The following is a 23,351-nucleotide window of genomic DNA, read 5'->3' on the forward strand; positions in this document are numbered from 1 at the left end:
TTTTCTGAAACTCGCGATGGGTGCCGCCGTGCTTGCCGCGGTCGCCACGACGCCGGCTGCGGCCCAAGCGCCGCAGATCACGCCGCCGGGCATGCCGAAGAAGCTGCCGGAAGCCCCGACCAAGTTGCCCCGCGTCACCGGCGACAAGACCAAGAATCTCGATTTCCTGTTTGGTGCGCTGAAGGCGGCACCGGATCAGGAAAGCGCCAAGGCGGTGGAGGCGCGGATCTGGGCGCTATGGACCGCGACGCCGAGCGACACCGCCGCGCTGCTGATGTCGCGGGCAAAGACCGCGCTGGACAGCAAGGAAACCGATGTTGCGCTGAAGCTGCTCGACGCCGTCATCAAGCTGCGCCCCGACTATGTGGAGGCATGGAACCGGCGTGCGACGATCCATTACCTGCAAAACGATTACAGCCGCTCGATGGAAGACATCAGGCAGGTGCTGATTCGCGAGCCGCGCCACTTCGGCGCTTTGGCGGGTCTGGGAATGATCATGCAGGAAACCGGCGACGAGAAGCATGCGCTGGAAGCTTTCCGCAGGGCGCTTGCGATCAATCCTTATCTTGAGCGCGTTCCTGACCTTGTGAAGTCGCTGACCGAGAAGGTCGAAGGCCGCGATATTTGATTTAACCGAAAATTGTTCATCCGAACCGGTCCGTTCGTCCAAGCGAAACCTATCCACCGGTCGTTCGTAGTTTACGGCGTGCACAGATTTCCCCGGATACTTTCAATGACGGTTTTAGCTGCGGCGATTGCGCTGGCGGTCATGGCGCTGATCACGCAGGTCGGCGTCACCGCGCTCGAGCGCGCCGATCCGCCGCAAGGCAAATTCATCGACGTCAAGGGCGCACGCCTGCATGTCTTGGAACTCGGCCCGACCCACGCGAACGGTATGCCAATCGTTCTCGTTCATGGCGCGACGTCGAGCCTGGAAACGATGCGCAAGCCGCTCGGTGACAGGCTGGCGAAGGACCACCGCGTCATCCTGATCGATCGGCCCGGTCTCGGCTGGAGTACGCGGGACCGTGTCGAGGATTCGACGCCCGCCATTCAGGCCCGCATGATCGATGAGGCGCTGGGCAAGCTCGGCGTCGGTCGGGCGATCCTTGTCGGTCACTCGTGGGCCGGATCGCTGATGCCGGAAATGGCGATGGAATATCCCAAGCGTGTCGCGGGCATCGTGATGCTGTCGCCGGTGGCCTATCCGTGGCCGGGGGGCGTCGGCGCCTTCAACCAGATCGCTGCCATTCCGGTGGTCGGCCCGCTGCTTGCCTACACCATCACATTGCCGCTCGGTATGTTCCTGGTGGATGGCGGAATACAATACGTGTTCTCGCCCCAGACAGCGCCGGAGGGCTATGTCGACGCCACAGCTGTTCGGATGGTGCTGCGGCCGCGCGTCTTCCTCAACAACGCCCGGGATCTCACGACCCTGAAGGCGGAAATGGTGAAACAGTCGCCGAACTATCCGTCGATCAAAATACCCGTGACCATCGTCACCGGTGACGCCGACAGGACCGTGTCGACCGACATTCACTCGCGGCCGTTCGCGGAGGCGGTGCCCCAGACCAAGCTTGTGGTGCTGCCGAACGGCGGCCACATGCCGCAGGTCTTCGCAGCTGACCTGGTGGTGGCCGAGATCGAAGCGATGGCGGCGCGGGTGCAGGCTGCTTCATCGGCATCGGTCGCTGATACACATTGATTCATCGGCTCATCAGTGTGAGCGCCGGCCGGCAGCGGGCGTCAGTCACGCATGCGCAACATGCACATGCATCGGGATCGAAAATTTAATTTCTTTCACGATGTGCTGAGCATCACACTGCTGCCATCGAACGATGATGGACTGACGCCGTTGCTCGCGTCCTTTTCTCGCTCCAGCAGAATGAAGGTCGGAAATGACAACTACATCAAACCCAACCACGTCGAATGATGACGGCGTATTCAATAAATCTGCGGAAACGATTCCGTTTCCCGATCTCGTACGCGTCAGCGAATTGAACGGGACGGTGCTGAACGAAACTGCGAAGTTCAACGCGCAGATCAGCACCACCTTGCAGAACCTCGGCAAGGAATGGTCCGAATTCGTCGGCGCGCGGCTGCGCGAAGACGTCCAGCTGTTCCGGACGATTCACGATTGCCGTTCGTTGCAGGATTTGCAGCAGGCCTATGCCCAGTTCTGGCAGACCGCGTTCACGCAATACGGCGAAGAGGCGCAGCGGATGCTGCGGATCACGCAGGGCGCGGTGGACAATGCGACGCACGCGGCGCAGGAACTTCGCGAGACGATGACGGCGACCGACAAGGCCGCGTAAGGCTCACTTGTTGGGCGGTGTCGTTGAGCCGCTTGCCGCGTGTCAGATGTCGGCGTCGCGGTCGGGGCCGACATAGGCAATGCGGACCATGTTGGTTGTTCCCGGCGTTCCGAGCGGGACGCCGGCGACGATAATCACGCGCTGGCCAGCCTTCGCGAAACCGTCGCGGAACGCGATGCGCGCGGCGCGGTCGATCATGTCGTCCTGATCGTGGGCGTCTTCCGCGATCACGCAATGTACGCCCCAGACCAGCGCCAGCTTGCGTCCGGTGTTGACGTTCGGCGTGATGGCGACCACCGGCGGTTTCGGACGTTCGCGCGCGACGCGCAGCGCGGTCGATCCCGAACTGGTCCAGCAGATGATGGCCGACAGGTCCAGCGTTTCCGCGATCTGGCGCGCGGCGTCGGCGATGGCGTCGCCTGCAGTGGATTCGGGGTCTGGCCGCTGCGCGGCGATGACGCCGCGATAGGTCGGATCGCGTTCGCATTCCTCGCCGATGCGGTTCATGGTCAGCACCGCCTCGACCGGAAACTTGCCCGCGGCGGATTCAGCCGACAGCATGATCGCGTCGGCGCCTTCGAACACGGCGTTGGCGACGTCCGAAACCTCGGCGCGTGTCGGCACCGGTGACGAAATCATCGATTCCAGCATCTGGGTCGCGATCACGACCGGCTTGCCGGCGCGCCGCGCCATGCGCGTCATCTGCTTCTGAAGTCCCGGCACGCGCTCGGCAGGCAGTTCGACGCCGAGGTCGCCGCGCGCGACCATCAGCGCGTCGGATGCTTCCATGATTTCAGCGAGGCGGTCGATGGCCTGCGGCTTCTCGATCTTCGACATGATCGATGCGCGTCCGCGCACCAGCTTCTTGGCCTCAATCACGTCCTCGGCGCGCTGCACGAACGACAGCGCGACCCAGTCGATGCCCGTCTCAAGCGCCGCTTCGAGATCGAGGCGATCTTTTGGCGTCATCGCCGATACCGGCAGATCGGTATCGGGCAGGCTGACGCCCTTGCGGTCGGACATTTTCCCGCCGGTCACCACGCGCACGAGGGCGTGGTCGGGCGAAGTTTCTTCGGCAATCAGGCGCAGTTTGCCGTCGTCGATCAGCAACGCATGGCCCGGCCGGAGCGCTTTCAGAATTTCCGGATGGGGAAGATGGACGCGGGTCTTGTCGCCGGGTGTGGTGTCGGAATCCAGCGTGAACATCGCGCCGTTGTTGAGTTCGACAAAGCCGTTCTCGAAATTTCCAAGCCGCAGCTTCGGTCCTTGGAGGTCGACCAGAATGCCGATCGGGCGGCCATAGCTGCTTTCGACATTGCGGATCGTCGATACCAGTTCGCGCATCTTGTCATGCGGCGTATGGCTCATGTTGATGCGGAACACGTCGGCGCCTGCCTCGAACAGCTTGCGAATCGAGGCGCTGTCCGACGATGCCGGTCCCAACGTGGCGAGAATCTTGATGCGTCGCAGACGTCTCATTTTGGATTTCCCGGAGCGGCGCCGGGAAGTGCGCCGGGTTGTGCGGCCCCCGGAGCATTCGGCATGCCGGGCAGCCCGGGCGTGCGTGGATTCTGTTCATTGGATTCGGTCAATTGGACGGTCCAGGCGCGCTGTTCGCCGGTGTCCACCTCGAAATAGCCGGTGCGGTCAAACCCGCGTGCGAGGCAGTCTTCGGTGCCCTTGATGGTGAATTCCTTGTCGCGTGAACACATGAAAGCCTGCCCCGACCATTCACCGCCGCGGTCATAGTCGATGGCGTAGATATAATAGAATCGTGCGACAAGCGTTCCGCGCAGCAGGGTTTCGCAGGCGCGGGACGATACGTTCCACCAGCCCTCGGTGACCCAGCCTTCATTGTCCTTGTAGCCCAGCGCGATGCCGACCCGGCTCGACGTGTTGTTGCACAGGCGAAAATCCGCGGCGGCCGGTTCGCTCCATGCGCACAGCGTAATCAGCGCCACAAGCCCTGAGAGGGCGGCGGTGACGGTGCGGCGGGACATGGCGTGGCGGAAGTTTCGGGCTGTCATTTAATCAGGTTGCATCAACGGGTGGGTGTCACGTAACGCATTGAATATGATCGGCAAAAGTGAAGACCTTATGTTCATCCGATCAGGCCTGCCGCCAGTATAGAGGCGCTTGATGGTTTCGCCAAACCACGCACGGCTGGTTAATAGCCGGGTTGCGGGAATATGTGACGGGCGAAACCGGTTTTTTCCACGATATGGAAAATGGCATCACGTGGCCCCATGTTAGATGACTGATATTGGAGCCGCCGGTAGGGCTCCTGAAACAACGGAAATTGACCATGGCGATCGACGACAAGACCCAGACCGAATTGGAAGCGGCGGTTTTCCGCCGTCTCGTCGAGCATCTGCGCGCACGGACCGATGTGCAGAATATCGACCTGATGAATCTCGCGGGCTTTTGCCGCAATTGCCTGTCGAACTGGCTGAAGGATGCCGCCGACGAAAAGGGCGTGGCGCTGACCAAGGACGAGAGCCGCGAGGCGGTCTACGGCATGCCGTACGAAACCTGGAAGGCGACACATCAGACCGAGGCGACGCCCGATCAGCAGGCCGCCATGAAGAAGAACCACGCCGGTCACTGAAACTGGCAAGTGAAATCGGCGCGCGGGCGCCGACTTTTCTTTCTCCTGTGGGTCACTGTGGATGACCGTGACTCCGCCTTGACGCGGCAGGCATCACTCTTGAGTGTGATGCTTCAATGACGTGCCCCGCACGCCTGCCAGCTTCATCTTCATAAGAGTTCAGGAGTACCCGATGGCCACCTCGGCTGCCGTGAAAGAAAACGACGATACCGCGCACAGCTTCGCGAAGGGTCAGCTGAAGGCCATCATCGAGCGCATCGAGCGGCTTGAGGAAGAAAAGAAAACCATCAGCGACGACATCAAGGACGTCTACGGCGAAGCCAAGGGCAACGGGTTCGACGTCAAGGCGCTGCGCACCATCATCCGCATGCGCAAGCAGGACGCGGACGAGCGTCAGGAACAGGAAACCATCCTGGAAACCTACATGCAGGCGCTGGGGATGCTGTGAGGCGCGACCGGCCGCGCCTTTAACGGTGAGGTTTGATTTAGCGCAGCGCGGCGGTGCGCATCGCAAACGACGTCGTCGACAGCGTCGCGATCGCCGAGCCGGTGAATTTCTCGCAAATCATGCCGAGATGCGGATCCTCTGAGAACGTCATCGCCAGCGTCGCGTTAGGCTTGGCGAAGTGGACGCGCATCACGGTCATGTCCTGATCGCCGAGGATCGAGGCCGACAGCGACGTGCTGGCGCTTGGCGCGAGGATCATTGCGCGCAGCCAGATGTCGTTGGTCTGGGTGGAGAGTTTCGTCCTGACCAGGGTCGCGCTGGTGCCCTGCTGGTTTTTGGCGACCTGTGTATCGCTTCCGTAGAGATCCTTGCCGGACATGGGGTTCGGCACGAGGGAGGCCATACGGGGGTTGCGCGGGACCGGCGCGCTGGCGGCCACGATTGGCGCGCGCTCGGGCTGCGCGACCGACGGGGCATAAGCCAGCGCCTGCGAGACATTCTGCGGCAGGCTGGCGGTGGATTGCGGATCGGCTGCAACAATGGCGCCACGTGCCTTGAGGGCTGCCATCTGCGCCTGGGTGGCGGGCTTCGGCGCCGGCTCGTTATCCCAGAAGCCGCGGGCGTTGATGATATCGACGGGAGACTGCGGGGTATATTCGTCGGCTGGAACAGGTTTGAGCGCGGGTTGCTGCCTGGGCGGCGGAACGATCTTGGTATCGGCCGAAGCGACCTGATAGGCCGCAGCCCCCGCAGGCTTGGCGCGCGGCAGCGGCACGCGGTCGAGAACTTTCTCTGCGGCTGCGACCGTCGCCTGCGCGGCGTCCCTGGCCTTGTCGGCTGCGGCCATCGCCACCTGCTTGACCTTGCCGCCGGCAACGGCGTCGTTGCCGGTCTCTTCCTCGTCATCCGCTGACTTGTTGCGGCCGAACAGCGAGGCGAGGAAGCTGCGTGACTTCGATGGTGCCGAGACGTCCTCGCCGTTGCCGCGCTTCTGAATATCGGCGAGCGCAAGCTCATAGTTCTTCAGCGGCTTGCCATCGGTCGGCACATGCACCGTGCGGCCGTCGGGGAAGACGCGCGCGAGCTGATCGTGGGTCATGCGCGGCCAGTGGCGGATACTGCCGACGTCGAGATGTACGAACGGCGATCCGGAGGTGGGGTAGAAGCCGACGCCGCCGCGCTGCAGGCGAAGTCCGGCGAAGCGAATCTGTTCGAGCGGCACGCCGGGGATGAAGAAATCCATCGCGTGGCCCTGCATATGCTGGCTGTGGCGCGCGACCCCGGAAGAGCGGCGGCGAAGCATGGCGTTGGTTGCGGGCGAGCGGTAGGCGGAGATGATCTGGATCGGCTGCTTGCCGTCGACGTCGCGATAGACTTCCCACACGATATCGAACAGGCGGCGGTCCATCGTCGTGGAGTCCTGGCTGCGCCAGTCGCGAAGGAAGTGATTGAGTTTTTTCAGCGCGGCTTCGTCGTAACGGCCGTTGCGCTTGAAGGTGACGGTGAGGTCTTCGTCGGAATGGGTGTGGTGGAAAGAGAGGGTGCGGGTGTCGCCGTCGGCGGTCGCGTTATGGACGGAGCGGGCATTGGTCGCGATCAAAAGCAATGACGCGAGGCCGACGCGCACGCCGGTGCGCGAAAGCCATTCAACCCCATAGCTGCGTGGAAAACCGCCCGCCACTCAGAATCCCGTTCGACGCCAGTTGGTCTTGCGTCAGTTGATTTTGGTATTCTCCCGCTACCCCACGCAACGGGAGAGAATGAACGCAGTCTTAAGCGAGGACAGTTAATCGATATTTACCCGTCCCCGACTCCTGTCTCAGAGGTCTCGTTTCAGCAGTTGACCCAAGTCTTAGTTTGCCAGTCTCAGTCTGCCCAGTCTCAGTCGGCCCAGTCTCGGTCCGTCCAAGTCTTCAGTCTGCCCAAGTCTTAAGTTCACCCAAGCCTTTAGCCTATCCAAGAGCCCTAACCTGCCTCAAGTCTGTCACGGGCTCGTGAAGCTAAAGTATGCCCCCCGGAGTATGGCAAAAAAGGGCCGGTAGGCCGATCCGGGCCGGAATGGTTTCGGCGCAATGGTTAACAAAAAGGGCCCCGCAGCAGCGGAGCCTTTAAAGCTGTGGAAATCGAGGAAAGTCGGCCGTTTTTCGATCGAACGGGCCGAAATCGCTGGCTCAGCGAACCACCCGGCGCTGACCCCGAGCCGGAGCGGGCGGCGGGGTCGGCGGTCCAAACAGCCGCTCGAAGAAGCTGGGCCCGTTGCTGGCGTAGCTGTCACCGGGAACCCGCACATTGGTCGGACGGACGTAGTTCGGCTGGGCGTGGGAAACGGCCATTTCCATTTCCTTGCCTTCGCTGCCCTTGAGCATCGAAATCACCCTCGCATCGCGGCCGTAGATGTCCCTGCGGAATTCGAGCTTGCCCGCGTCGTCCACGAACGCCGTCTGGTAGGTGATGTTCACCGGAATCGGCGTCGGGAAATTGATGTTGATCTCGCTGCGGCCGTACATGCCTTTGATTTTTTCCGGCGTGTAGTTTTCCTTCGGCAACGCGATGCTGAGCAGGTTCGCCGCATACTGGTCGGGATTCTGCACGCGCATGCAGCCGTGGCTGAAGGCGCGCTCTTCCTTGGCGAACAGATGCTTGTCCGGCGTGTCGTGCTGATAGACGAGGAATTTGTTTGGGAAGTTGAAGCGAATGCGGCCGAGCGCGTTGGCTTCACCCGGCGGCTGCGAAATGCGCACGCTGCCGTCAGCGGCGCGCGCGAGCTTCAGGCCCATGCGGTCGAGTACGGTCGGATCCTGCGCCAGCGCGGGCAGATATTCGTTGTAGATGATCGACGGCGGCACGTTCCACGTCGGATTGACGGTGATGAACTTCATCGTTTCCGTCAGTTCCGGCGTCGCATGCTTGCCGGGCTTGCCGACCACGACGCGCGTGGTCCAGACCTGCTTGTCGCCTTGCATCAGCTTGAGCGAGTAATCCGGGATGTTGAGGATCACGTAGGCATTGCCGAGTTGCGCCGCGCCGAGTTCACGCGGCAGCCAGCGCCAGCGCTCCATGTTGGCGCGGACGATGTCGATCTGGCGGTCGCTGCGAGGACCGTTGAGCGCGCGCACCGTGGCATTGTCGAGAATGCCGGTTGCCTTCAGATCGTTGCTAGCCTGGAACTTGCGCACCGCGCCTGCGACGGTCGCGTCGTAATGCGTGTCGGCGGCGTTCTCGGTGATGTTGAGTTTCGCGCGCAGCGCCGGCACGCGGGGATCTTCCGCGACGGTCGGGTTCGGGTTCTTTTTGGTCGGCTTGATGAACTTCAGCACGTCGCCTTCAGCGATATGTTTGGAAGTATCCTCAGTCACACCGCGCAGCGCTGCGAGCTTGGCTTTCAGGCCCTTGTAGCCCTTGTGCGCCGGATTGTAGCTCTCAAGCGCAGCGGAAGCGTCCTTCGCCGTCGAGACATTGATGAGGACTTCGACCGGATCGACGGGATGCTCGGGATAGGAAATGTCCGCGCTGACGCGCGACCAGTGCATCCGGCCGCTCTGGGCGTGACGCGCATAGTCGAACATGCTTTCGGTCAGCCGCAGTTCGGCCTCGGCAAGTGTGTCGGGAGAAGTCGCGTTGGCGAAATCGGGGAGCGGATAGTCGCCCGGGTTCAAGCCCTCCGCGCCGGCATCCTTGAGGCGCGCGATCACGCCCTTGGCGCGTGGGGTCACCGCACCAGCCTCGCTCCAGAGCGGCGCGTAGTTGCGATCCTTGTAGAAATTCTCGACGGCGGCGCGTTCGTTCTTGCGATCGAAGTACCGGGCGCCCTTGGCGGCGATCAGATCGCGCAGCTTGTCGGCCACCGGTTGATCGGCGGCAGCGACAGCCGGAGCGGCCTTTGCGGGGTCGACCGCCGGTGCCGCTGCCGTTGCTGCCGGTGGAGTTGCCGTCGGCGCCGTTGCAGCCGGAGGAACAGTTGCCGTGGTGGTCGGTGCGGCGGCAGGGGCAGCTGGGGCCGCAGCTTCTTCCTTCTTCGGAGGCGTCGCGGTGGCTGGTGCGGTGGCCGTGGTGTCGAGTTTGAAGTCGTTCACCGTTGGCGGCGGAACGTTGGCGGGTTCGGGAAGCGGCACGGCTGCGTCGATGGCGAGATCCGCGGGGCTTTTTGCAGGGCTGGCCTGGGCAAAAGCGGCAGTCGCGGCAACGGAGAGGAAGGTGGCTGCCACGGCCATGAGGACCCGATCGAAGCCAACTGGGCCCTTGCGGTGGCCGTTCGAAACGTCATGCATTCTCGCACCCCAATTCTGGCACCCTTGTCGGGTGAAACTGCCCCGGCATGGAACAGTTCATGATGGTTTCCGTCAGAACCATTTGCACTTGTGGAAAAGCGCCGGCTTGATCGGATATTGATACGCAATCTCGCATCATCAAAACATCGCGAGACGGTACACGCGCCAGCCCCAAGCGGCCAGCCGCCGCCGGATCAACTCGAAGTCATCTCCAGCGAAATGACTTTAAATACACACGTGTTGCAACGGGTTGCGCGCATTGCCGCGCGCTTTTCCTGTGTCTGTCACCGGACCGCAACGGTTCAATGAGAGAAGCGAAAAAGCTGGGTATTCGTTCCATGCCCACGCATGATTCGCTCAGCGTGCGGGGCCGGCGGGTTCCGCATCTGAGGCGGCTGCCTCGTCCAGTTTCCGGTAGAGCGTCGAGCGGCCGATCTTCAGCCGCCGCGCCACCTCGGACATCTGCCCGCGATAATGGGAAATGGCGAAGCGGATGGTCTCGGTTTCCATTTCCTCCAGCGGCCGGACCTCGCCATCCTCGCCAAGCATGGCGAGAGCGCCATAGGTCGGCATGAATCCGGTCGTTGGGGCGGGAGCGGCGTTCGGCGCAATGGGTATCTCGGTACCCGGGATAAGATGCGTCGAGGAGGGCGGGCTTTCCAGCGTTACAGGCTCCGCCTCGAATCCGGACGAGCCCGGCGCAATCCCCGCGGTTTGCGGGAAATCCTGCAGTCCGAGTTGGCCGCCTTCGCTCATCACCACCGCCCGGTACACCGCGTTCTCAAGCTGGCGCACGTTGCCCGGCCAGTTCAGTTGCCCGAGCATCGCGATGGCTTCGCCGCTGACGCCGGTCGCGGGGCGATTTTCCTCGGCGCAGAACCGCGCCATGAAATGCCGCACCAGATGCGGAATGTCCTCGCGGCGCGCGCGCAGCGGCGGGATGGTCAGCGGCAGAACGTGCAGCCGGTAAAACAGATCCTCGCGGAAGGCGCCCGCCTTCACTTGATTCAACAGGTTGCGGTTGGTCGCGGATACGATCCGCACATCGACCTTGACCGGCTTGCGGCCGCCGACGGCTTCGACCTCGCCCTGCTGCAGGGCGCGCAGCAGTTTCACCTGCGCGGCCAGCGGCAATTCGCTGATCTCGTCGAGAAACAGCGTGCCGCCATTGGCTTCGACGAACTTGCCCGCATGCCGCTCGGTTGCGCCGGTAAACGCACCCTTCTCGTGGCCGAACAATAGGGACTCGACAAGATTATCCGGAATGGCGCCGCAGTTTACCGTGATGAAGGGCTTGGCGCTGCGCTCGCTGGAGCCGTGGATGGCGCGCGCGATCAGCTCCTTGCCGACGCCGGATTCGCCTTCAATCAGGACAGGAATCGCCGATGCCGCGGCTTTCTTGCCCATCGCGATCACGTGGTTCATCGCCTCAGAGCGCGTGACGATGTCGGTGAAGGTGAGTTTGCCTTCGCGGCGGTGACGAATGCGTTGCAGTTCGCCTTTCAGCGCGCTGGCGTTGAGGGCGTTGCGCAGCGACACTTGCAACCGCTCGACGCCGACGGGTTTCACCACGAAGTCATGCGCGCCGGCGCGCATCGCGGAGACCACGTTGTCGATGCCGCCATGGGCGGTCTGCACGACCACCGGCAGATCGAAACCCAGATCCTTGATTTTTTCCAGCACGCCCATGCCATCGAGCCCGGGCATGACGAGATCGAGCACCATGGCGTCGATCGGTTTGGTGTCGGGATCGATCAGATGTGCGAGGGCGGCGTCGCCGCTCTCGACCGTCACAGTTTCGTAGCCGCAGCGTTGCACCATGTTCTCGACCAGACGGCGCTGAACGGCGTCGTCGTCCGCAATCAGAATGGTCGCAACCATGGCATTCCCCGCAACTCTGGACTATCTCAACAACATGTCTCGAATCGGGGCACTCTCGCCGACGCAGATTAACGACCTCTTAAGGGTTGAGATTCTGCGGGTGTCCTGTGGATAATGTCGCGTCGATAAAGCCGGTCCAGAAATCATCACGGATTGAAAAGCATGGCCTCGCGTTCCTCCTCCGCTCTCCGCAAGCCCGCAAAATCGAAGCCCGTTGCGAAGGCGAAATCGTCTCGCAAGCCGGCGTCAGGCGCTGTGGGCAAATTGCCGGAATGGAATCTCGCCGACCTTTATCCGGCGATCGATGCGCCCGAAGTCACCCGCGATCTCGATAAGCTGGACGCGGACTGCGCGGCATTCGAGAACGCCTACAAGGGCAAGATCGCGGAAGAAGCCGCAAAGCCCGAGGGCGGCGCGTGGCTGGCCGAGGCGGTCAAGAGTTATGAGGCGATCGACGATCTCGCCACGCGACTGGCTTCGTTTGCGCAGCTTGCGCATGCAGGCAACACCGTTGATCCCGCGATCTCGAAATTCTACGGCGACGTGTCTGAGCGCATTACCGCGGCCTCGACGCATCTTCTGTTCTTCGCGCTCGAACTCAACCGCGTCGATGACACCGTGATCGAGCGGGCGCTGGCTGTGCCCGCGTTGAATTACTACCGGCCGTGGATCGAGGATCTGCGCAAGGACAAGCCGTACCAGCTTGAGGATCGCGTCGAACAGCTGTTCCACGAGAAGTCCGTCAGCGGCTACGCGGCTTGGAACAGGCAATTCGACCAGACCATCTCAGGCTTGCGTTTCAAGGTCGGCGGCAAGGAGCTTGCCATCGAGCCGACGCTCACGCTGTTGCAGGATCGCGCGCCCGCCAAACGCAAGGCTGCGGCGCAGGCGTTGGCAAAAACCTTCAAAGCGAACGAGCGCACCTTTGCGCTCATCACCAACACGCTCGCCAAGGACAAGGAAATCTCCGACCGCTGGCGCGGATTTCAGGACATCGCGGATTCGCGTCACCTCGCGAACCGGGTGGAGCGCGAAGTGGTCGATGCGCTGGTCGCATCGGTGCGCGCAGCCTATCCACGGCTCTCTCACCGCTATTACAAGATGAAGGCGCGCTGGTTCGGCAAGAAGTCGCTGGCGTTCTGGGACCGCAACGCGCCGCTGCCGTTCGCGGCAACCGGCCAGATCGGCTGGAGCGACGCGAAGAGCACCATTCTGAAGGCTTATGGCGACTTCTCGCCGCGGATGGCGGACATCGCCGAGCGTTTCTTCACCGACCGCTGGATCGACGCTCCGGTGCGCGCCGGCAAGGCGCCGGGCGCGTTCTCGCATCCCACCACGCCGTCGGCGCATCCCTACGTGCTGATGAACTACCAGGGCAAGCCGCGCGACGTGATGACGCTGGCGCATGAACTCGGCCATGGCGTGCATCAGGTGCTCGCCGCGAAAAACGGCGCGCTGATGGCGCCGACGCCGCTGACGCTGGCGGAAACCGCAAGCGTGTTCGGGGAAATGCTGACCTTCAAGCGGCTGCTGGCCCAGACCAAGAATGCTAAACAGCGTCAGGCGCTGCTCGCGGGCAAGGTCGAGGACATGATCAACACCGTGGTGCGGCAGATCGCGTTCTACTCGTTCGAGCGCGCGATCCACACCGAGCGGCGCAACGGCGAACTCACCGCGCAGCGTATCGGAGAAATCTGGCTCAGCGTGCAGGGCGAAAGCCTCGGACCGGCGATCGAGATCAAGCCGGGCTACGAGACCTACTGGATGTATATTCCGCACTTCATCCATTCGCCATTCTACGTTTATGCCTACGCATTCGGCGATTGTCTGGTGAACTCGCTTTACGCGGTTTACGAGAATGCGTCCGAGGGCTTCGCCGAGCGCTATCTCGCCATGCTGTCGGCTGGCGGAACCAGGCATTATTCCGAATTGCTCATGCCGTTCGGGCTGGATGCCAAGGACCCGAAGTTCTGGGATGGCGGCCTGTCGGTGATCGAAAGCCTGATCGCCGAACTGGAGGCGATGGGGTAGGGCGGCGACGGGTAGGATCAAAAGCCTCGTTTGGGTCCTTTCCCATTCCGCATCGTGAAAATCCCGTCCACAGGCGTTGCATGGCATGCATGAGACCGGTTTAATTAGCGCCGGGAAAAGCGGCGGACGTTGCCCTTGCACCGCAATTGGGCTAATTCGCGCTACGTTGTGAATGGTATTTTGGAGGGGGATCGATGGCTGACCATAGCGAAGTCGCTTACACGCAGGCGGATGGCATGGACTATCCGGCTCATGAGCAGACCTATGAAGCTTTTCTCGCGATGACGAAGTGGGGCACGATTTCCGTGATCGCCGTTGTCGCCTTGATGGCGATTTTTCTCACCTGATTGAATTTGGTGCTCACCGGCAGCCTGCCGGTGATTAGGTCATGCGCGGCCGACGGCTGCGGGAGGCGTCATGAAAATTGCGATTGCCAAGGAAATCGATGCGGCCGAGCCGCGTGTTGCGGCGACGCCCGACACCGTCAAGAAATTCAAGGCGCTGGGCGTCGATATTGCCATCGAGCCGGGCGCGGGCATCAAGTCCGGATTGCTGGATGCGGATTATGAAGCCGCAGGCGCTGTCGTCAGCGCCGACGCGGTGAAGGACGCCGATATCGTCATCAAGGTGAAGCGTCCCGAGGTTTCGGAAGTCGCCAAATACAAGAAGGGCGCGCTGGTCATCGCGATCATGGACCCCTACGGCAACGACGCCGCGCTGAAGGCGATGGCCGATGCCGGCGTGTCGGCTTTCGCGATGGAGTTGATGCCGCGCATTACCCGCGCGCAGGTGATGGACGTGCTGTCCTCGCAGGCGAACCTCGCCGGTTATCGCGCGGTGATCGAATCGGCAGAGGCCTTCGGCCGCGCGTTTCCGATGATGATGACCGCTGCCGGCACCGTGCCCGCGGCCAAGGTGTTCGTGATGGGCGTCGGCGTCGCCGGCTTGCAAGCAATCGCGACCGCGCGCCGTCTCGGCGCGGTGGTCACCGCCACCGACGTGCGTCCGGCCACCAAGGAGCAGGTGGAATCGCTCGGCGCCAAGTTCCTCGCGGTTGAGGACGAGGAGTTCAAGAACGCCCAGACCGCCGGCGGCTACGCCAAGGAGATGTCGAAAGAGTATCAGGCCAAACAGGCCGCACTTACCGCCGAGCATATCAAGAAGCAGGACATCGTCATCACCACGGCGCTGATCCCCGGTCGTCCCGCGCCGAAGCTGGTCACCGCCGAAATGGTGAAGTCGATGAAGCCGGGCTCCGTGCTGGTCGATCTCGCTGTCGAGCGCGGCGGCAACGTCGAGGGCGCGAAGGCCGACGAAGTGGCGGACATCGATGGCGTGAAGATCGTCGGCTACACCAATCTCGCGGGCAAGGTGCCGGCGTCGGCGTCGAGCCTCTATGCACGCAATCTCTTTTCATTCATCGAGACGCTGTTCGACAAGGCCACCAAGTCGCTCGCCGTGAAGTGGGACGATGATCTTGTGAAGGCGACCGCGCTGACCAGGGACGGCGCAGTCATTCATCCGAATTTTCAGCCGAAAGCATAAGGAGAGCCGACATGCATGGAATTGAGGCTGTCGACCCGTTTGTGTTCCGGTTGTCGATTTTCGTTCTCGCCGTTTTCGTCGGCTACTTCGTTGTGTGGTCGGTGACGCCCGCGCTGCACACCCCGCTGATGTCGGTCACCAACGCGATTTCGTCGGTGATCGTGGTCGGTGCGCTGCTCGCGACCGGCGTCGCGCAGGTCGGCAACGACGACGGCCCGTTGTGGGCGCGTGCGTTCGGCTTCGTCGCGCTGATCTTCGCGTGCATCAATATTTTCGGCGGCTTCCTTGTCACGCAGCGCATGCTGGCGATGTACAAGAAGAAACAGAAGTGACGGGGCAGGGCACATGAACGCGAATCTCGCAGCGCTTCTCTACCTCGTCGCTGGCGTCCTTTTCATTATGTCGTTGCGCGGCCTGTCGAGCCCGGCGTCATCGCGCCAGGGCAACTTCTTCGGCATGATCGGCATGGCCATCGCCATCGTCACCACGCTCGCGGCGCATCCGCCGACGAGCGCAACCGGCTGGATCCTCATCGTCCTCGGCATCGCCATCGGCGGCGGCATCGGTGCTGTGATCGCGCGCCGTGTGCCGATGACCTCGATGCCGGAACTGGTCGCAGCCTTCCACTCGCTGGTCGGCATGGCCGCGGTGCTGGTTGCCGCCGGCGCGTTCTATGCACCTGCCGCGTTCGACATCGGCACCCGCGGCAGCATCCATGCCTCGAGCCTGATCGAAATGTCGCTCGGCGTCGCCATCGGCGCGCTCACGTTCACCGGTTCGGTGATCGCGTTCCTGAAATTGAGCGGCCGCATGAGCGGCGCACCGATCATCCTGCCCGCGCGCCACATCATCAATATCGTCCTGGCGCTGGCGCTGGTGTTCTTCATCTACGGCCTCGTGGTTTCGCAGAGTTCGTTCGACTTCTGGATGATCACCATCCTCGCGCTGGTTCTGGGCGCGTTGCTGATCATTCCGATCGGCGGCGCGGACATGCCGGTCGTGATCTCGATGCTGAACTCGTATTCGGGCTGGGCGGCGGCGGGCATCGGCTTCACGCTGGGCAACTCGGCGCTGATCATCACCGGCGCGCTGGTCGGCTCGTCGGGTGCGATCCTGTCCTACATCATGTGCCACGCGATGAACCGCTCCTTCATCTCGGTCATTCTCGGCGGCTTCGGCGGCGACAGCGGCGGTCCCGCTGCGGCAGGCTCCGGCGAAGTGAAGCCGGTCAAGCTCGGTTCGGCCGACGACGCGGCCTTCATCATGAAGAACGCGCAGAAGGTCATCATCGTGCCGGGCTACGGCATGGCGGTGGCGCAGGCGCAGCACGCCCTTCGCGAAATGGCCGACACGCTGAAGAAGGAAGGCGTCGAGGTGAAGTACGCGATTCATCCGGTCGCGGGCCGTATGCCCGGCCACATGAACGTGCTGCTGGCCGAAGCCAACGTGCCCTACGACGAGGTATTCGAGCTTGAGGACATCAACTCGGAATTCGCGCAGGCCGACGTCGCCTTCGTGATCGGCGCCAACGACGTGACCAACCCGGCGGCGGAAGAAGATCCGAAATCGCCGATCTACGGAATGCCGGTGCTGCAGGTCTGGAAGGCCGGGACCGTGATGTTCATCAAGCGCTCGCTGGCCTCCGGCTATGCCGGCGTCGACAACCCGCTGTTCTATCGTGACAACACGATGATGCTGCTCGGTGACGCCAAGAAGATGACGGAAAATATCGTCAAGGCGATGTAGGCGGCCCGGTCAAATTTGCAAAGATGTAAGGCCGTGCATTCGTTTTGCACGGCCTTCGTCTTTTCAGGCCCTCGGCAGTCGGTATATGGCGCAGAGCTTGTTGCCATCCGGGTCGCGCAGATAGGCGATATACATTTTGAGGTCACCCATACCCCGGATGCCCGGTGGATCTTCGCATGTCGTGCCGCCGTTCGCGACACCGGTCGCATGCCAGGCATCGGCGTCTTCCGGCGAGGCCGCCACAAAGCCGATGGTGCCGCCATTGGCCGGGGTGGCGGGTTTGCCGTCGATCGGTTTGGACACGGAAAACGTCCCGGTTTTGGTACGATAAAAAATGCGGTGCCGATCGACAACTCCCGGTGGAATTCCGAGCTTGCCCAGCAACTGGTCGTAAAAGGACTTGGCTTTGTCGAGATCGTTCGTCCCGATCATGATGTGAGAGAACATTTTTCCGTTTCCTTCCCAAAATAGTCTTTTTTGGTTAGGGCATGCCGCTCTGGAGTGCAAATCTTCTGTGTGCGGGTCCTATGCCTTTTGCCATCGTGCCGCTAGTGTCCGGGTCATGAGCGCACATACACAAATTCCACGGTCGGCATGGCTCTTTCCCCTGCTGGCCGTTTTGCTTTTTGCATCGACGTCGATCCCCGGCATCGGCTTCAGCCATACGGCGACCGGCTATTTCTTTGCCGCCGGCCTGCTGGTCATCCTGTTCGGAACCGTGTTCGCTGCGGTTCATCATGCCGAGGTGATCGCGCACAGGATCGGGGAGCCTTACGGCACACTGGTTCTCACGCTTGCGGTGACCATCATCGAAGTCGCGATGATCGCCAGCATCATGCTCGGCGAAAAGGCGGTGCCGACGCTGGCCCGCGATACGGTGTTCGCGGTGGTCATGATCGTCTGCAACGGCCTGATCGGCTGGGCGATCCTGGCTGGCGGCGTGCGTTTCCGGGAGCAGGAATTCCAGATTACCGGCGTGAAAGTCTATCTCTGTGTCCTGATCGTGATCTCGACCATTACGCTGGTCCTGCCGAACTACACCTCGACCACGCCGGGGCCGGTGTTCGCCTCAAGCCAGCTTATCTTCATCGGTATCGCAACGCTGCTGCTATATTGCGTGTTCGTATACACCCAGACCGTCCTGCATCGCGATTATTTCATCGTCCAAAGCGACGACGACGGTGGTGACCATGCCGTGGCGTCCGGCCGGGTCATGACGATCAGCACGGGGCTGCTGCTGCTCTCGCTCGTGGCGGTGGTCCTGCTGGCAAAGAAATTCTCGCTTGTCGTGGATGCTGGCGCGGCCGCCATCGGCGCGCCGCCGGCTTTCGCGGGTGTCGTGGTCGCGCTGCTCATCCTGTTGCCGGAAAGCGTCGCGGCGTTGTCCGCGGCCCGCAACAACGACTTGCAAAAGAGCATCAATCTGGCGCTCGGCTCCTCGCTCGCGACGATCGGCCTGACGGTGCCTGTGGTCGCCGTGGCGGCTTACGTGCTCAAGGAAACGCTGGTTCTGGGGCTTGAGCCGCGCGACATGGTGCTGCTCGCGATGACGCTGCTGGTCAGCATGATGACCTTTGCCACGGGCCGGACGAACGTGCTGTTCGGCTTCGTGCATCTCCTGATTTTCGCGGTCTACCTTTTCTTCGTGCTCGTACCCTAATTTCGGCTGGCGGCTACTGATACGCTGCGACGATGTCGGTGATGGCGCGCTCGAGTTGCTTTGCGGTCGAGCACTGGCGCACGAGGCCGCAATAGGTGGCGTAGCGTGGCATTTCGGAATCGCCCCAGCCCCACGCCATGCGGCCTTCGGGATTGAGCCACACCAGCCGTTTGGATCGCTCGGAGATGCGGCGCAGGATGTCGGCGCGGGGATCGAGATTGTTGGTGCGCGCGTCGCCAAGCACGATCACGGTGGTTTGCGGCGTCACGGCGCTTAGACACAGCTTCTCGAAGTCGGCGAGGGATTTGCCGTAGTCGGACGAGCCGAAGCCGACCTTGGACATGATCTCCTTCATGGCCTGTTCGGGTTCATGCTGCTCAAGCAGATCGCTGACCTCGATCAGGTGGCTGGAGAAGGCGAACGAGCGCACGTCAGAAACAACCTCGTGCAGGTTGTAGATCAGCAGCAGGAAGAAATCCGAGACCTTGGCGACCGAGCCGCTGACGTCGCAGATGGCGATGATCTTCGGCTTGTCGCGATGACGGCGTTTCCATGTGGTGAGAAACGGCACGCCGCCCCACGCTGCATTGCGCCGGATCGTGCGGCGCACGTCGAGATGGCCGCGGCGCTGGCGTTTGCGCGGCTTGCTGTAACGCTCGCGCAGCCGGCGAGCGATCCGGCGGATCAGCGCCCGCATCTGCTCCATCTGGCGCGGCTCGATCCGCGACATCGGCGCGTTGCGCAGGATTTCATTGCGCAGGTTCTCGCTTTCCTCGCGGCCGTACAGCAGCAGGGCCTGCGAGACGGTGTCGCGCACGGTGTCGCGCAATGCCTCGGTGGCAGCGGCAAGCCACTCCGCATCTGCCGGACTGGTTGCGGCCAGCCCGTCGAGATCGTCCCGCAAGCGTTCGATGCCGAGTTCGTTGAGGATCTTGCTCGAATAGATGCCGCGCTGGGTGAAGAAGCGGATGTCCGATAATCCTGCCGCCGCCGAAGCATTGGCCATCGCGGCTGCCATGGCATTGCGGTCCTGCGACATCAGCATCTGGGCAAGAGGACCGAGGCCCGACGGCGGAGATTGCGCGTCGCCGTCTTGCGGCGTCTGGCCGGCAGGCTGTTCGCTGCTCTCGCCGTCCTGTGCCGCCGGTCCCGCCATTTCGGGTTGCTGAAAGAACAGGTCGAAACACTGGCTGAGCGACTGCTTGTCTTCCGGGCTCTTGGCGAGGGTCAGCAGAAACGTGTCGCGCAAAATCCCGCGGTCGGCAAAGCCGATGTCGGCGACCGCTCTCATGGCATCGATGCTTTCGGAGGGCGAGATTCTCACCCCGGCCCCGCGGGCCGCCCGGAAGAAGCGATGCAGGTTCTCTCTCATCCCGCCTGACCGAAGACGTTATCCCGGCGCGTCTTGCCGATGAAGGTGGTGACCTGGGGCATCGTGGTCTCGATGTCGGCTTCATACTTGAGCAGGACGTTGAGCGTGTCCTTGACCATCTGGTGATCCAGTTCTCTGGCCTCCAGAAGAACAAGAACGCGCGCCCAGTCGATGGTTTCCGAAACCGACGGCAATTTCTTCAGGTCCAGCGTCCGGACGTCGTTGATGAAGCTGACAATCTGCCGCCGCAGCGACTGCGAAATGCCGGGCACACGGCTTTCCACGATGCGTTCCTCAAGCCGCTGTTCGGGAAACCCGATATGCAGATGCAGGCAGCGCCGTTTCAGTGCGTCGCCAAGATCGCGCTCGCTGTTGGAGGTCAGGATCACCGTCGGAGGTGAAATCGCGGCGATGGTGCCGAGTTCGGGCAGCGTCACTTGAAAGTCGGACAGGATCTCGAGCAGCAGCGACTCGAACTCCGCATCGGATTTGTCGATTTCGTCGATCAGAAGGACGCAGCCTTTCGGCTGTTCGAGCGCCTGCAACAGCGGCCGCGGCTCGACGAATTCCTTCGAGAAGAACACGTCGCCAAAGTCATGCAGCTTGTTCAGCGCGGCCGGAAGTGTTTCCGCGTCGCCCAACACTTCGCCGAGCTTGTCTTTCAGGATCTGCGTGTAGAGCAACTGCTTGGCGTATTTCCACTCGTAGAGCGCCTTGGCTTCGTCGAGGCCTTCATAGCATTGCAGGCGGATCAGCTTGAGGCCGCGCCACGCCGCGATGGCCTTGGCGAGTTCGGTCTTGCCGACGCCGGCTGGGCCTTCCACGAGAATGGGCTTTTCGATCCGCTCCGCCAGATAGACCGCGGTCGCGATCTGGCGATTGGCTATGTAGCCTGCGGAGGCCAGACCCTGTTCGACGGCGTCGATGGAGGCGGTCGGCTGATATTCGGTCACGATCGTGAACTCCAGAAGGGGGGCGCGTGCCGCCCGGGAACTCTCATCTTGCTACGATGCTACCGGGCTTTCGTCCATATCGGCCCCGCTATGCATCCGTGCCGGCTGAACCGCTGTGCGAAATTATGGCACGAGCCGAGGTTTTCTCGCGTTGCTGTGACGTCAATGCGTCTTGCCTGTTTGGAACTCTGACTGTAATTCTGACTGTGATCGTGGCTGCTCGCCATGACGGAGTGCCGGTTCCGGATGCTAACGCAATTGACCAAGGTTATGAGGGAAAGGGCTGCGCGCATTCTCGTCGCGCTCTATGCCTTTTGCCTTGCGGTGCCGGTTGGATTCGCGTTTGCAGACAGCGCCTTGGCGCACTGCCTGCCAAGTCCAACGCAGGTCCAGCATGTGGGACACGCGCACGATGAAGCCGCTCATGTTCATCAGGGCATGACGCATGGGGATCACGATCATCGGGTATCAGCGAATGCCGAATCGGCAGATGCGATGAACAATCATGCCGGAATGACTGATTCCGGCGGCAAGTCGACTGCACCCGCATGCTGCGGTGTGATGTGCCTCAACGCGCTTCCGGCCAGCATGTTTGAGTTGACGCTTCGAACGATGACTCACGCATCGGTTGCCGCGTCTTCTGACGCCGGAATTTCCGGCGAAGCCCCCGACCTCCTTTATCGCCCCCCAATCATCCTCCTGTCGATCTGATCGCCGGTGTCGCGACTGAATAGTCGCGCGCCTTCGAAGCCGTTTGACATTCGAGGATATGATGCTCGCGCAAGATCTTGCGAGGCTCGCTGCCGTTGACCCGGTGGCGAAGACACTCGTGCCGCTGCCCTTCAAAACATTATTCCTATCGCTTGTCCTGCTGTTTCTCGCGGGCTGTGCCACCAAGCCTTCCGCGTCGGCAGGGCCTGACCCGTCCGACCCGGGCGCGCGGACATCGCGCGCTGAATACAGCTCCACGCTCGGGCGCTACAGGTCTCAAAGACCGGTGGCTCCTGCCGCCTGGAAGAAACAGAACGAGCAGGTCGCGCCCGCTCCGAAATCCAGCGAGTAGGTGCAACATGCCAGCTCAGGATTTCAGGACTTTTACTGCGCGCAGCGTCGGCCGTTGGATGATGGCAAGCGCCGCCCTTCTTTTGTCGGGCTGTGCATCGTTCTCGCCGGACGGCGGGATGGGTGTTGTGACGGCGACAGTCTCGCGCGACCTCGGCAAGGAGGCTGTCGCACAGCGCACGCCGGACGAAGCTGCTGCTGCCCGCAGCACAACCGCGCGGCTGCTCTCGAAGCCATTGTCGGCAGATGCCGCGGTTCAGATCGCGCTCTTCAACAATCGCGGGCTGCAAGCTGCTTACAACGAACTCGCAATTGCGGAAGCGCAGGCGGTGGAGGGAAGCCTTCCGCCGAATCCGGCAATTTCACTGTCGCGGATTGCGGGATCAGTCGAAGTCGAAGTCGAGCGCAAGATCGTCGCCAACGTGCTGGCGCTCGCAACGTTGCCGGTTCGTTCGGAAATCGCAGCGGCTCGCTTCCGGCAGGCACAAACCATCGCGCTGAGCGAAACGTTGCGGATCGCAGCAGATACGCGCCGCGCCTACTACCGTGCTGTTGCGGCGCGTGAACTCGCGGGCTTTCTTGCACAGGCCCAGACCGGCGCTGAAACGGCGGCGAAGTTCGCTACCCGTCTCGGCGAGACTGGCGGCATGAACAAGCTGGATCAGGCGCGCGAGCAGGTGTTCTACGCCGACCTCACGGCGCAACTCGCTGCCACACGTCAGCGCGCCGCCAGTGAGCGTGAAGCACTGATCCGCGGCATGGGGTTGTGGGGCAACGATCTGGCGTTTCGGATGAGCACTGCACTGCCGCCGTTGCCATCGCGGCCGCAATCGCTGCCGGGCATCGAGACCGAGGCGGTTCGCCGTCACGTCGATCTCCAGATCGGGCGGATCGAACTCGATGCGCTGGCAAAATCCTACGGGCTGACGCAGGCGACCCGCTTCATTAACGTGCTGGATGCGGGGTTTGCGGGAAAGACCATCCGGGACAAGGCAACCGGTGAGAAGGCCCGCGAGCGCGGGTTTGACGTTGAACTTCAGGTTCCGATTTTCGATTTCGGCGAGGTTCGCGTCAGGGAAGCCGAAGCGACCTACATGCACGCGGTCAACCGCCTGATGGAACGCGCGGTCAATGTCCGGTCCGAAGCCCGCGACGCGTATAGCACCTACAGATCGGCATATGACATTGCCGCGCATTATCAGCGTGAGATCTTGCCGTTGCGCAAGATCATCTCCGACGAAACCCTGCTTCGCTACAACGGAATGCTGATCGACGTGTTCTCGCTGCTGGCGGAAGCGCGTCAGCGTATCGCCGCAACGACTGCGGCGATCGAGGCGAAGCGGGATTTCTGGCTGGCCACGACAAATCTGAACACCGCGGTGATGGGCGGAGGTGCTCCCGGACGCAGCGAATCTGCTCGCGTTATGTCCGGCGCATCCGCCGACGCACCTCATTGAATGGA

Annotated in this window: 23 protein-coding genes; 14 read left to right on the plus strand and 9 right to left on the minus strand. The window is 62.2% G+C overall.

Annotated features, from left to right (window positions below):
• Positions 1–16 precede the first annotated feature (16 nt).
• The 3 genes from AC1RKJ_RS15995 (at position 17) to AC1RKJ_RS16005 (ending at position 2,315) form a co-directional block, all read left to right on the plus strand.
• Positions 17–628 (plus strand): tetratricopeptide repeat protein, encoded by a 612-nt coding sequence (locus AC1RKJ_RS15995; RefSeq protein WP_492791904.1) that lies wholly within the window; start codon positions 17–19, stop codon positions 626–628.
• A gap of 105 nt (positions 629–733) precedes the next feature.
• Positions 734–1,705, plus strand: coding sequence for an alpha/beta fold hydrolase (locus AC1RKJ_RS16000; protein WP_492791905.1), 972 nt, complete (start codon positions 734–736; stop codon positions 1,703–1,705).
• Between the two features lie 193 nt (positions 1,706–1,898).
• Complete coding sequence (locus AC1RKJ_RS16005; protein WP_492791906.1) at positions 1,899–2,315, plus strand: phasin family protein; 417 nt, start codon at positions 1,899–1,901, stop codon at positions 2,313–2,315.
• A 42-nt stretch (positions 2,316–2,357) separates the two neighbouring features.
• On the opposite strand, the gene pyk is transcribed toward AC1RKJ_RS16005, so the two are convergent.
• Positions 2,358–3,794 (minus strand): pyruvate kinase, encoded by a 1,437-nt coding sequence (gene pyk / locus AC1RKJ_RS16010; protein ID WP_492791907.1) that lies wholly within the window; start codon positions 3,792–3,794, stop codon positions 2,358–2,360.
• Positions 3,791–4,342, minus strand: a complete 552-nt coding sequence (locus AC1RKJ_RS16015; RefSeq protein ID WP_492791908.1) for a DUF1036 domain-containing protein — start codon at positions 4,340–4,342, stop codon at positions 3,791–3,793. Before AC1RKJ_RS16015 ends, pyk begins: the two co-directional genes overlap by 4 nt.
• 278 nt (positions 4,343–4,620) lie before the next feature.
• Between AC1RKJ_RS16015 and AC1RKJ_RS16020 the strand changes: the two genes are divergently transcribed.
• Complete coding sequence (locus AC1RKJ_RS16020; protein ID WP_492791909.1) at positions 4,621–4,923, plus strand: DUF1244 domain-containing protein; 303 nt, start codon at positions 4,621–4,623, stop codon at positions 4,921–4,923.
• A 172-nt stretch (positions 4,924–5,095) separates the two neighbouring features.
• On the plus strand, positions 5,096–5,371 hold the full coding sequence (locus AC1RKJ_RS16025) for a DUF2312 domain-containing protein (protein ID WP_492791910.1): 276 nt from the start codon (positions 5,096–5,098) through the stop codon (positions 5,369–5,371).
• Positions 5,372–5,408: 37 nt separating this feature from the next.
• Here the strand turns inward: AC1RKJ_RS16025 and AC1RKJ_RS16030 are convergent, their stop codons facing one another.
• The 3 genes from AC1RKJ_RS16030 to AC1RKJ_RS16040 all read right to left on the minus strand — a co-directional run bounded on the left by AC1RKJ_RS16030 (position 5,409) and on the right by AC1RKJ_RS16040 (position 11,520).
• The gene (locus AC1RKJ_RS16030; protein ID WP_492791911.1) at positions 5,409–7,052 is read right to left on the minus strand and encodes a peptidoglycan L,D-endopeptidase MepK; all 1,644 of its coding nucleotides are present in this window, start codon (positions 7,050–7,052) and stop codon (positions 5,409–5,411) included.
• Between the two features lie 490 nt (positions 7,053–7,542).
• Positions 7,543–9,639 (minus strand): L,D-transpeptidase family protein, encoded by a 2,097-nt coding sequence (locus AC1RKJ_RS16035; protein ID WP_492791912.1) that lies wholly within the window; start codon positions 9,637–9,639, stop codon positions 7,543–7,545.
• Between the two features lie 357 nt (positions 9,640–9,996).
• Positions 9,997–11,520, minus strand: coding sequence for a sigma-54-dependent transcriptional regulator (locus AC1RKJ_RS16040; RefSeq protein WP_492791913.1), 1,524 nt, complete (start codon positions 11,518–11,520; stop codon positions 9,997–9,999).
• Between the two features lie 162 nt (positions 11,521–11,682).
• On the opposite strand from AC1RKJ_RS16040, the gene AC1RKJ_RS16045 reads away from it, so the two are divergent.
• The 5 genes from AC1RKJ_RS16045 (at position 11,683) to AC1RKJ_RS16065 (ending at position 16,842) form a co-directional block, all read left to right on the plus strand.
• Positions 11,683–13,551, plus strand: coding sequence for a M3 family oligoendopeptidase (locus AC1RKJ_RS16045; RefSeq protein ID WP_492791914.1), 1,869 nt, complete (start codon positions 11,683–11,685; stop codon positions 13,549–13,551).
• Positions 13,552–13,745: 194 nt separating this feature from the next.
• On the plus strand, positions 13,746–13,898 hold the full coding sequence (locus AC1RKJ_RS16050; protein ID WP_492791915.1) for an aa3-type cytochrome c oxidase subunit IV: 153 nt from the start codon (positions 13,746–13,748) through the stop codon (positions 13,896–13,898).
• 70 nt (positions 13,899–13,968) lie between these two features.
• Positions 13,969–15,096, plus strand: coding sequence for a Re/Si-specific NAD(P)(+) transhydrogenase subunit alpha (locus AC1RKJ_RS16055; RefSeq protein ID WP_492791916.1), 1,128 nt, complete (start codon positions 13,969–13,971; stop codon positions 15,094–15,096).
• An 11-nt stretch (positions 15,097–15,107) separates the two neighbouring features.
• A complete protein-coding gene (locus AC1RKJ_RS16060; RefSeq protein ID WP_492791917.1) occupies positions 15,108–15,428 on the plus strand; it encodes a proton-translocating transhydrogenase family protein in 321 nt (106 codons plus the stop codon).
• Positions 15,429–15,441: 13 nt separating this feature from the next.
• Complete coding sequence (locus tag AC1RKJ_RS16065) at positions 15,442–16,842, plus strand: NAD(P)(+) transhydrogenase (Re/Si-specific) subunit beta (RefSeq protein WP_492791918.1); 1,401 nt, start codon at positions 15,442–15,444, stop codon at positions 16,840–16,842.
• 63 nt (positions 16,843–16,905) lie between these two features.
• On the opposite strand, the gene AC1RKJ_RS16070 is transcribed toward AC1RKJ_RS16065, so the two are convergent.
• Positions 16,906–17,289 (minus strand): VOC family protein, encoded by a 384-nt coding sequence (locus AC1RKJ_RS16070; protein WP_492791919.1) that lies wholly within the window; start codon positions 17,287–17,289, stop codon positions 16,906–16,908.
• A 115-nt stretch (positions 17,290–17,404) separates the two neighbouring features.
• Between AC1RKJ_RS16070 and AC1RKJ_RS16075 the strand changes: the two genes are divergently transcribed.
• Positions 17,405–18,502, plus strand: coding sequence for a calcium:cation antiporter (locus tag AC1RKJ_RS16075; protein ID WP_492791920.1), 1,098 nt, complete (start codon positions 17,405–17,407; stop codon positions 18,500–18,502).
• A gap of 13 nt (positions 18,503–18,515) precedes the next feature.
• Here the strand turns inward: AC1RKJ_RS16075 and AC1RKJ_RS16080 are convergent, their stop codons facing one another.
• The 3 genes from AC1RKJ_RS16080 to AC1RKJ_RS16090 all read right to left on the minus strand — a co-directional run bounded on the left by AC1RKJ_RS16080 (position 18,516) and on the right by AC1RKJ_RS16090 (position 21,289).
• Positions 18,516–19,874, minus strand: coding sequence for a VWA domain-containing protein (locus AC1RKJ_RS16080; RefSeq protein WP_492791921.1), 1,359 nt, complete (start codon positions 19,872–19,874; stop codon positions 18,516–18,518).
• The gene (locus tag AC1RKJ_RS16085) at positions 19,871–20,827 is read right to left on the minus strand and encodes an AAA family ATPase (RefSeq protein ID WP_492791922.1); all 957 of its coding nucleotides are present in this window, start codon (positions 20,825–20,827) and stop codon (positions 19,871–19,873) included. The genes AC1RKJ_RS16080 and AC1RKJ_RS16085 overlap by 4 nt, the downstream gene beginning before the upstream one ends.
• 249 nt (positions 20,828–21,076) lie before the next feature.
• The gene (locus AC1RKJ_RS16090) at positions 21,077–21,289 is read right to left on the minus strand and encodes a hypothetical protein (protein WP_492791923.1); all 213 of its coding nucleotides are present in this window, start codon (positions 21,287–21,289) and stop codon (positions 21,077–21,079) included.
• A 33-nt stretch (positions 21,290–21,322) separates the two neighbouring features.
• Between AC1RKJ_RS16090 and AC1RKJ_RS16095 the strand changes: the two genes are divergently transcribed.
• From AC1RKJ_RS16095 to AC1RKJ_RS16105, 3 genes are read left to right on the plus strand one after another with little or no spacing between them, the layout of a single operon-like run.
• Positions 21,323–21,538, plus strand: coding sequence for a hypothetical protein (locus AC1RKJ_RS16095; RefSeq protein ID WP_492791924.1), 216 nt, complete (start codon positions 21,323–21,325; stop codon positions 21,536–21,538).
• A gap of 58 nt (positions 21,539–21,596) precedes the next feature.
• A complete protein-coding gene (locus AC1RKJ_RS16100) occupies positions 21,597–21,890 on the plus strand; it encodes a hypothetical protein (protein ID WP_492791925.1) in 294 nt (97 codons plus the stop codon).
• 58 nt (positions 21,891–21,948) lie between these two features.
• Positions 21,949–23,346, plus strand: coding sequence for a TolC family protein (locus AC1RKJ_RS16105; RefSeq protein WP_492791926.1), 1,398 nt, complete (start codon positions 21,949–21,951; stop codon positions 23,344–23,346).
• Positions 23,347–23,351 lie beyond the last annotated feature (5 nt).

Source organism: Afipia sp. GW822-FHT04G07 (assembly GCF_058800765.1).

Coding starts and splice junctions, on each gene's coding strand:
- AC1RKJ_RS15995 (WP_492791904.1), top strand. CDS start 17: ATGGGTGCCGCCGTGCTTGCCGCGGTCGCCACGACGCCGGCTGCGGCC.
- AC1RKJ_RS16000 (WP_492791905.1), top strand. CDS start 734: ATGACGGTTTTAGCTGCGGCGATTGCGCTGGCGGTCATGGCGCTGATC.
- AC1RKJ_RS16005 (WP_492791906.1), top strand. CDS start 1,899: ATGACAACTACATCAAACCCAACCACGTCGAATGATGACGGCGTATTC.
- pyk (WP_492791907.1), bottom strand. CDS start 3,794: ATGAGACGTCTGCGACGCATCAAGATTCTCGCCACGTTGGGACCGGCA.
- AC1RKJ_RS16015 (WP_492791908.1), bottom strand. CDS start 4,342: ATGACAGCCCGAAACTTCCGCCACGCCATGTCCCGCCGCACCGTCACC.
- AC1RKJ_RS16020 (WP_492791909.1), top strand. CDS start 4,621: ATGGCGATCGACGACAAGACCCAGACCGAATTGGAAGCGGCGGTTTTC.
- AC1RKJ_RS16025 (WP_492791910.1), top strand. CDS start 5,096: ATGGCCACCTCGGCTGCCGTGAAAGAAAACGACGATACCGCGCACAGC.
- AC1RKJ_RS16035 (WP_492791912.1), bottom strand. CDS start 9,639: ATGCATGACGTTTCGAACGGCCACCGCAAGGGCCCAGTTGGCTTCGAT.
- AC1RKJ_RS16040 (WP_492791913.1), bottom strand. CDS start 11,520: ATGGTTGCGACCATTCTGATTGCGGACGACGACGCCGTTCAGCGCCGT.
- AC1RKJ_RS16045 (WP_492791914.1), top strand. CDS start 11,683: ATGGCCTCGCGTTCCTCCTCCGCTCTCCGCAAGCCCGCAAAATCGAAG.
- AC1RKJ_RS16050 (WP_492791915.1), top strand. CDS start 13,746: ATGGCTGACCATAGCGAAGTCGCTTACACGCAGGCGGATGGCATGGAC.
- AC1RKJ_RS16055 (WP_492791916.1), top strand. CDS start 13,969: ATGAAAATTGCGATTGCCAAGGAAATCGATGCGGCCGAGCCGCGTGTT.
- AC1RKJ_RS16060 (WP_492791917.1), top strand. CDS start 15,108: ATGCATGGAATTGAGGCTGTCGACCCGTTTGTGTTCCGGTTGTCGATT.
- AC1RKJ_RS16065 (WP_492791918.1), top strand. CDS start 15,442: ATGAACGCGAATCTCGCAGCGCTTCTCTACCTCGTCGCTGGCGTCCTT.
- AC1RKJ_RS16070 (WP_492791919.1), bottom strand. CDS start 17,289: ATGTTCTCTCACATCATGATCGGGACGAACGATCTCGACAAAGCCAAG.
- AC1RKJ_RS16075 (WP_492791920.1), top strand. CDS start 17,405: ATGAGCGCACATACACAAATTCCACGGTCGGCATGGCTCTTTCCCCTG.
- AC1RKJ_RS16080 (WP_492791921.1), bottom strand. CDS start 19,874: ATGAGAGAGAACCTGCATCGCTTCTTCCGGGCGGCCCGCGGGGCCGGG.
- AC1RKJ_RS16090 (WP_492791923.1), bottom strand. CDS start 21,289: ATGATCGTGATCCCCATGCGTCATGCCCTGATGAACATGAGCGGCTTC.
- AC1RKJ_RS16095 (WP_492791924.1), top strand. CDS start 21,323: ATGAACAATCATGCCGGAATGACTGATTCCGGCGGCAAGTCGACTGCA.
- AC1RKJ_RS16100 (WP_492791925.1), top strand. CDS start 21,597: ATGATGCTCGCGCAAGATCTTGCGAGGCTCGCTGCCGTTGACCCGGTG.
- AC1RKJ_RS16105 (WP_492791926.1), top strand. CDS start 21,949: ATGATGGCAAGCGCCGCCCTTCTTTTGTCGGGCTGTGCATCGTTCTCG.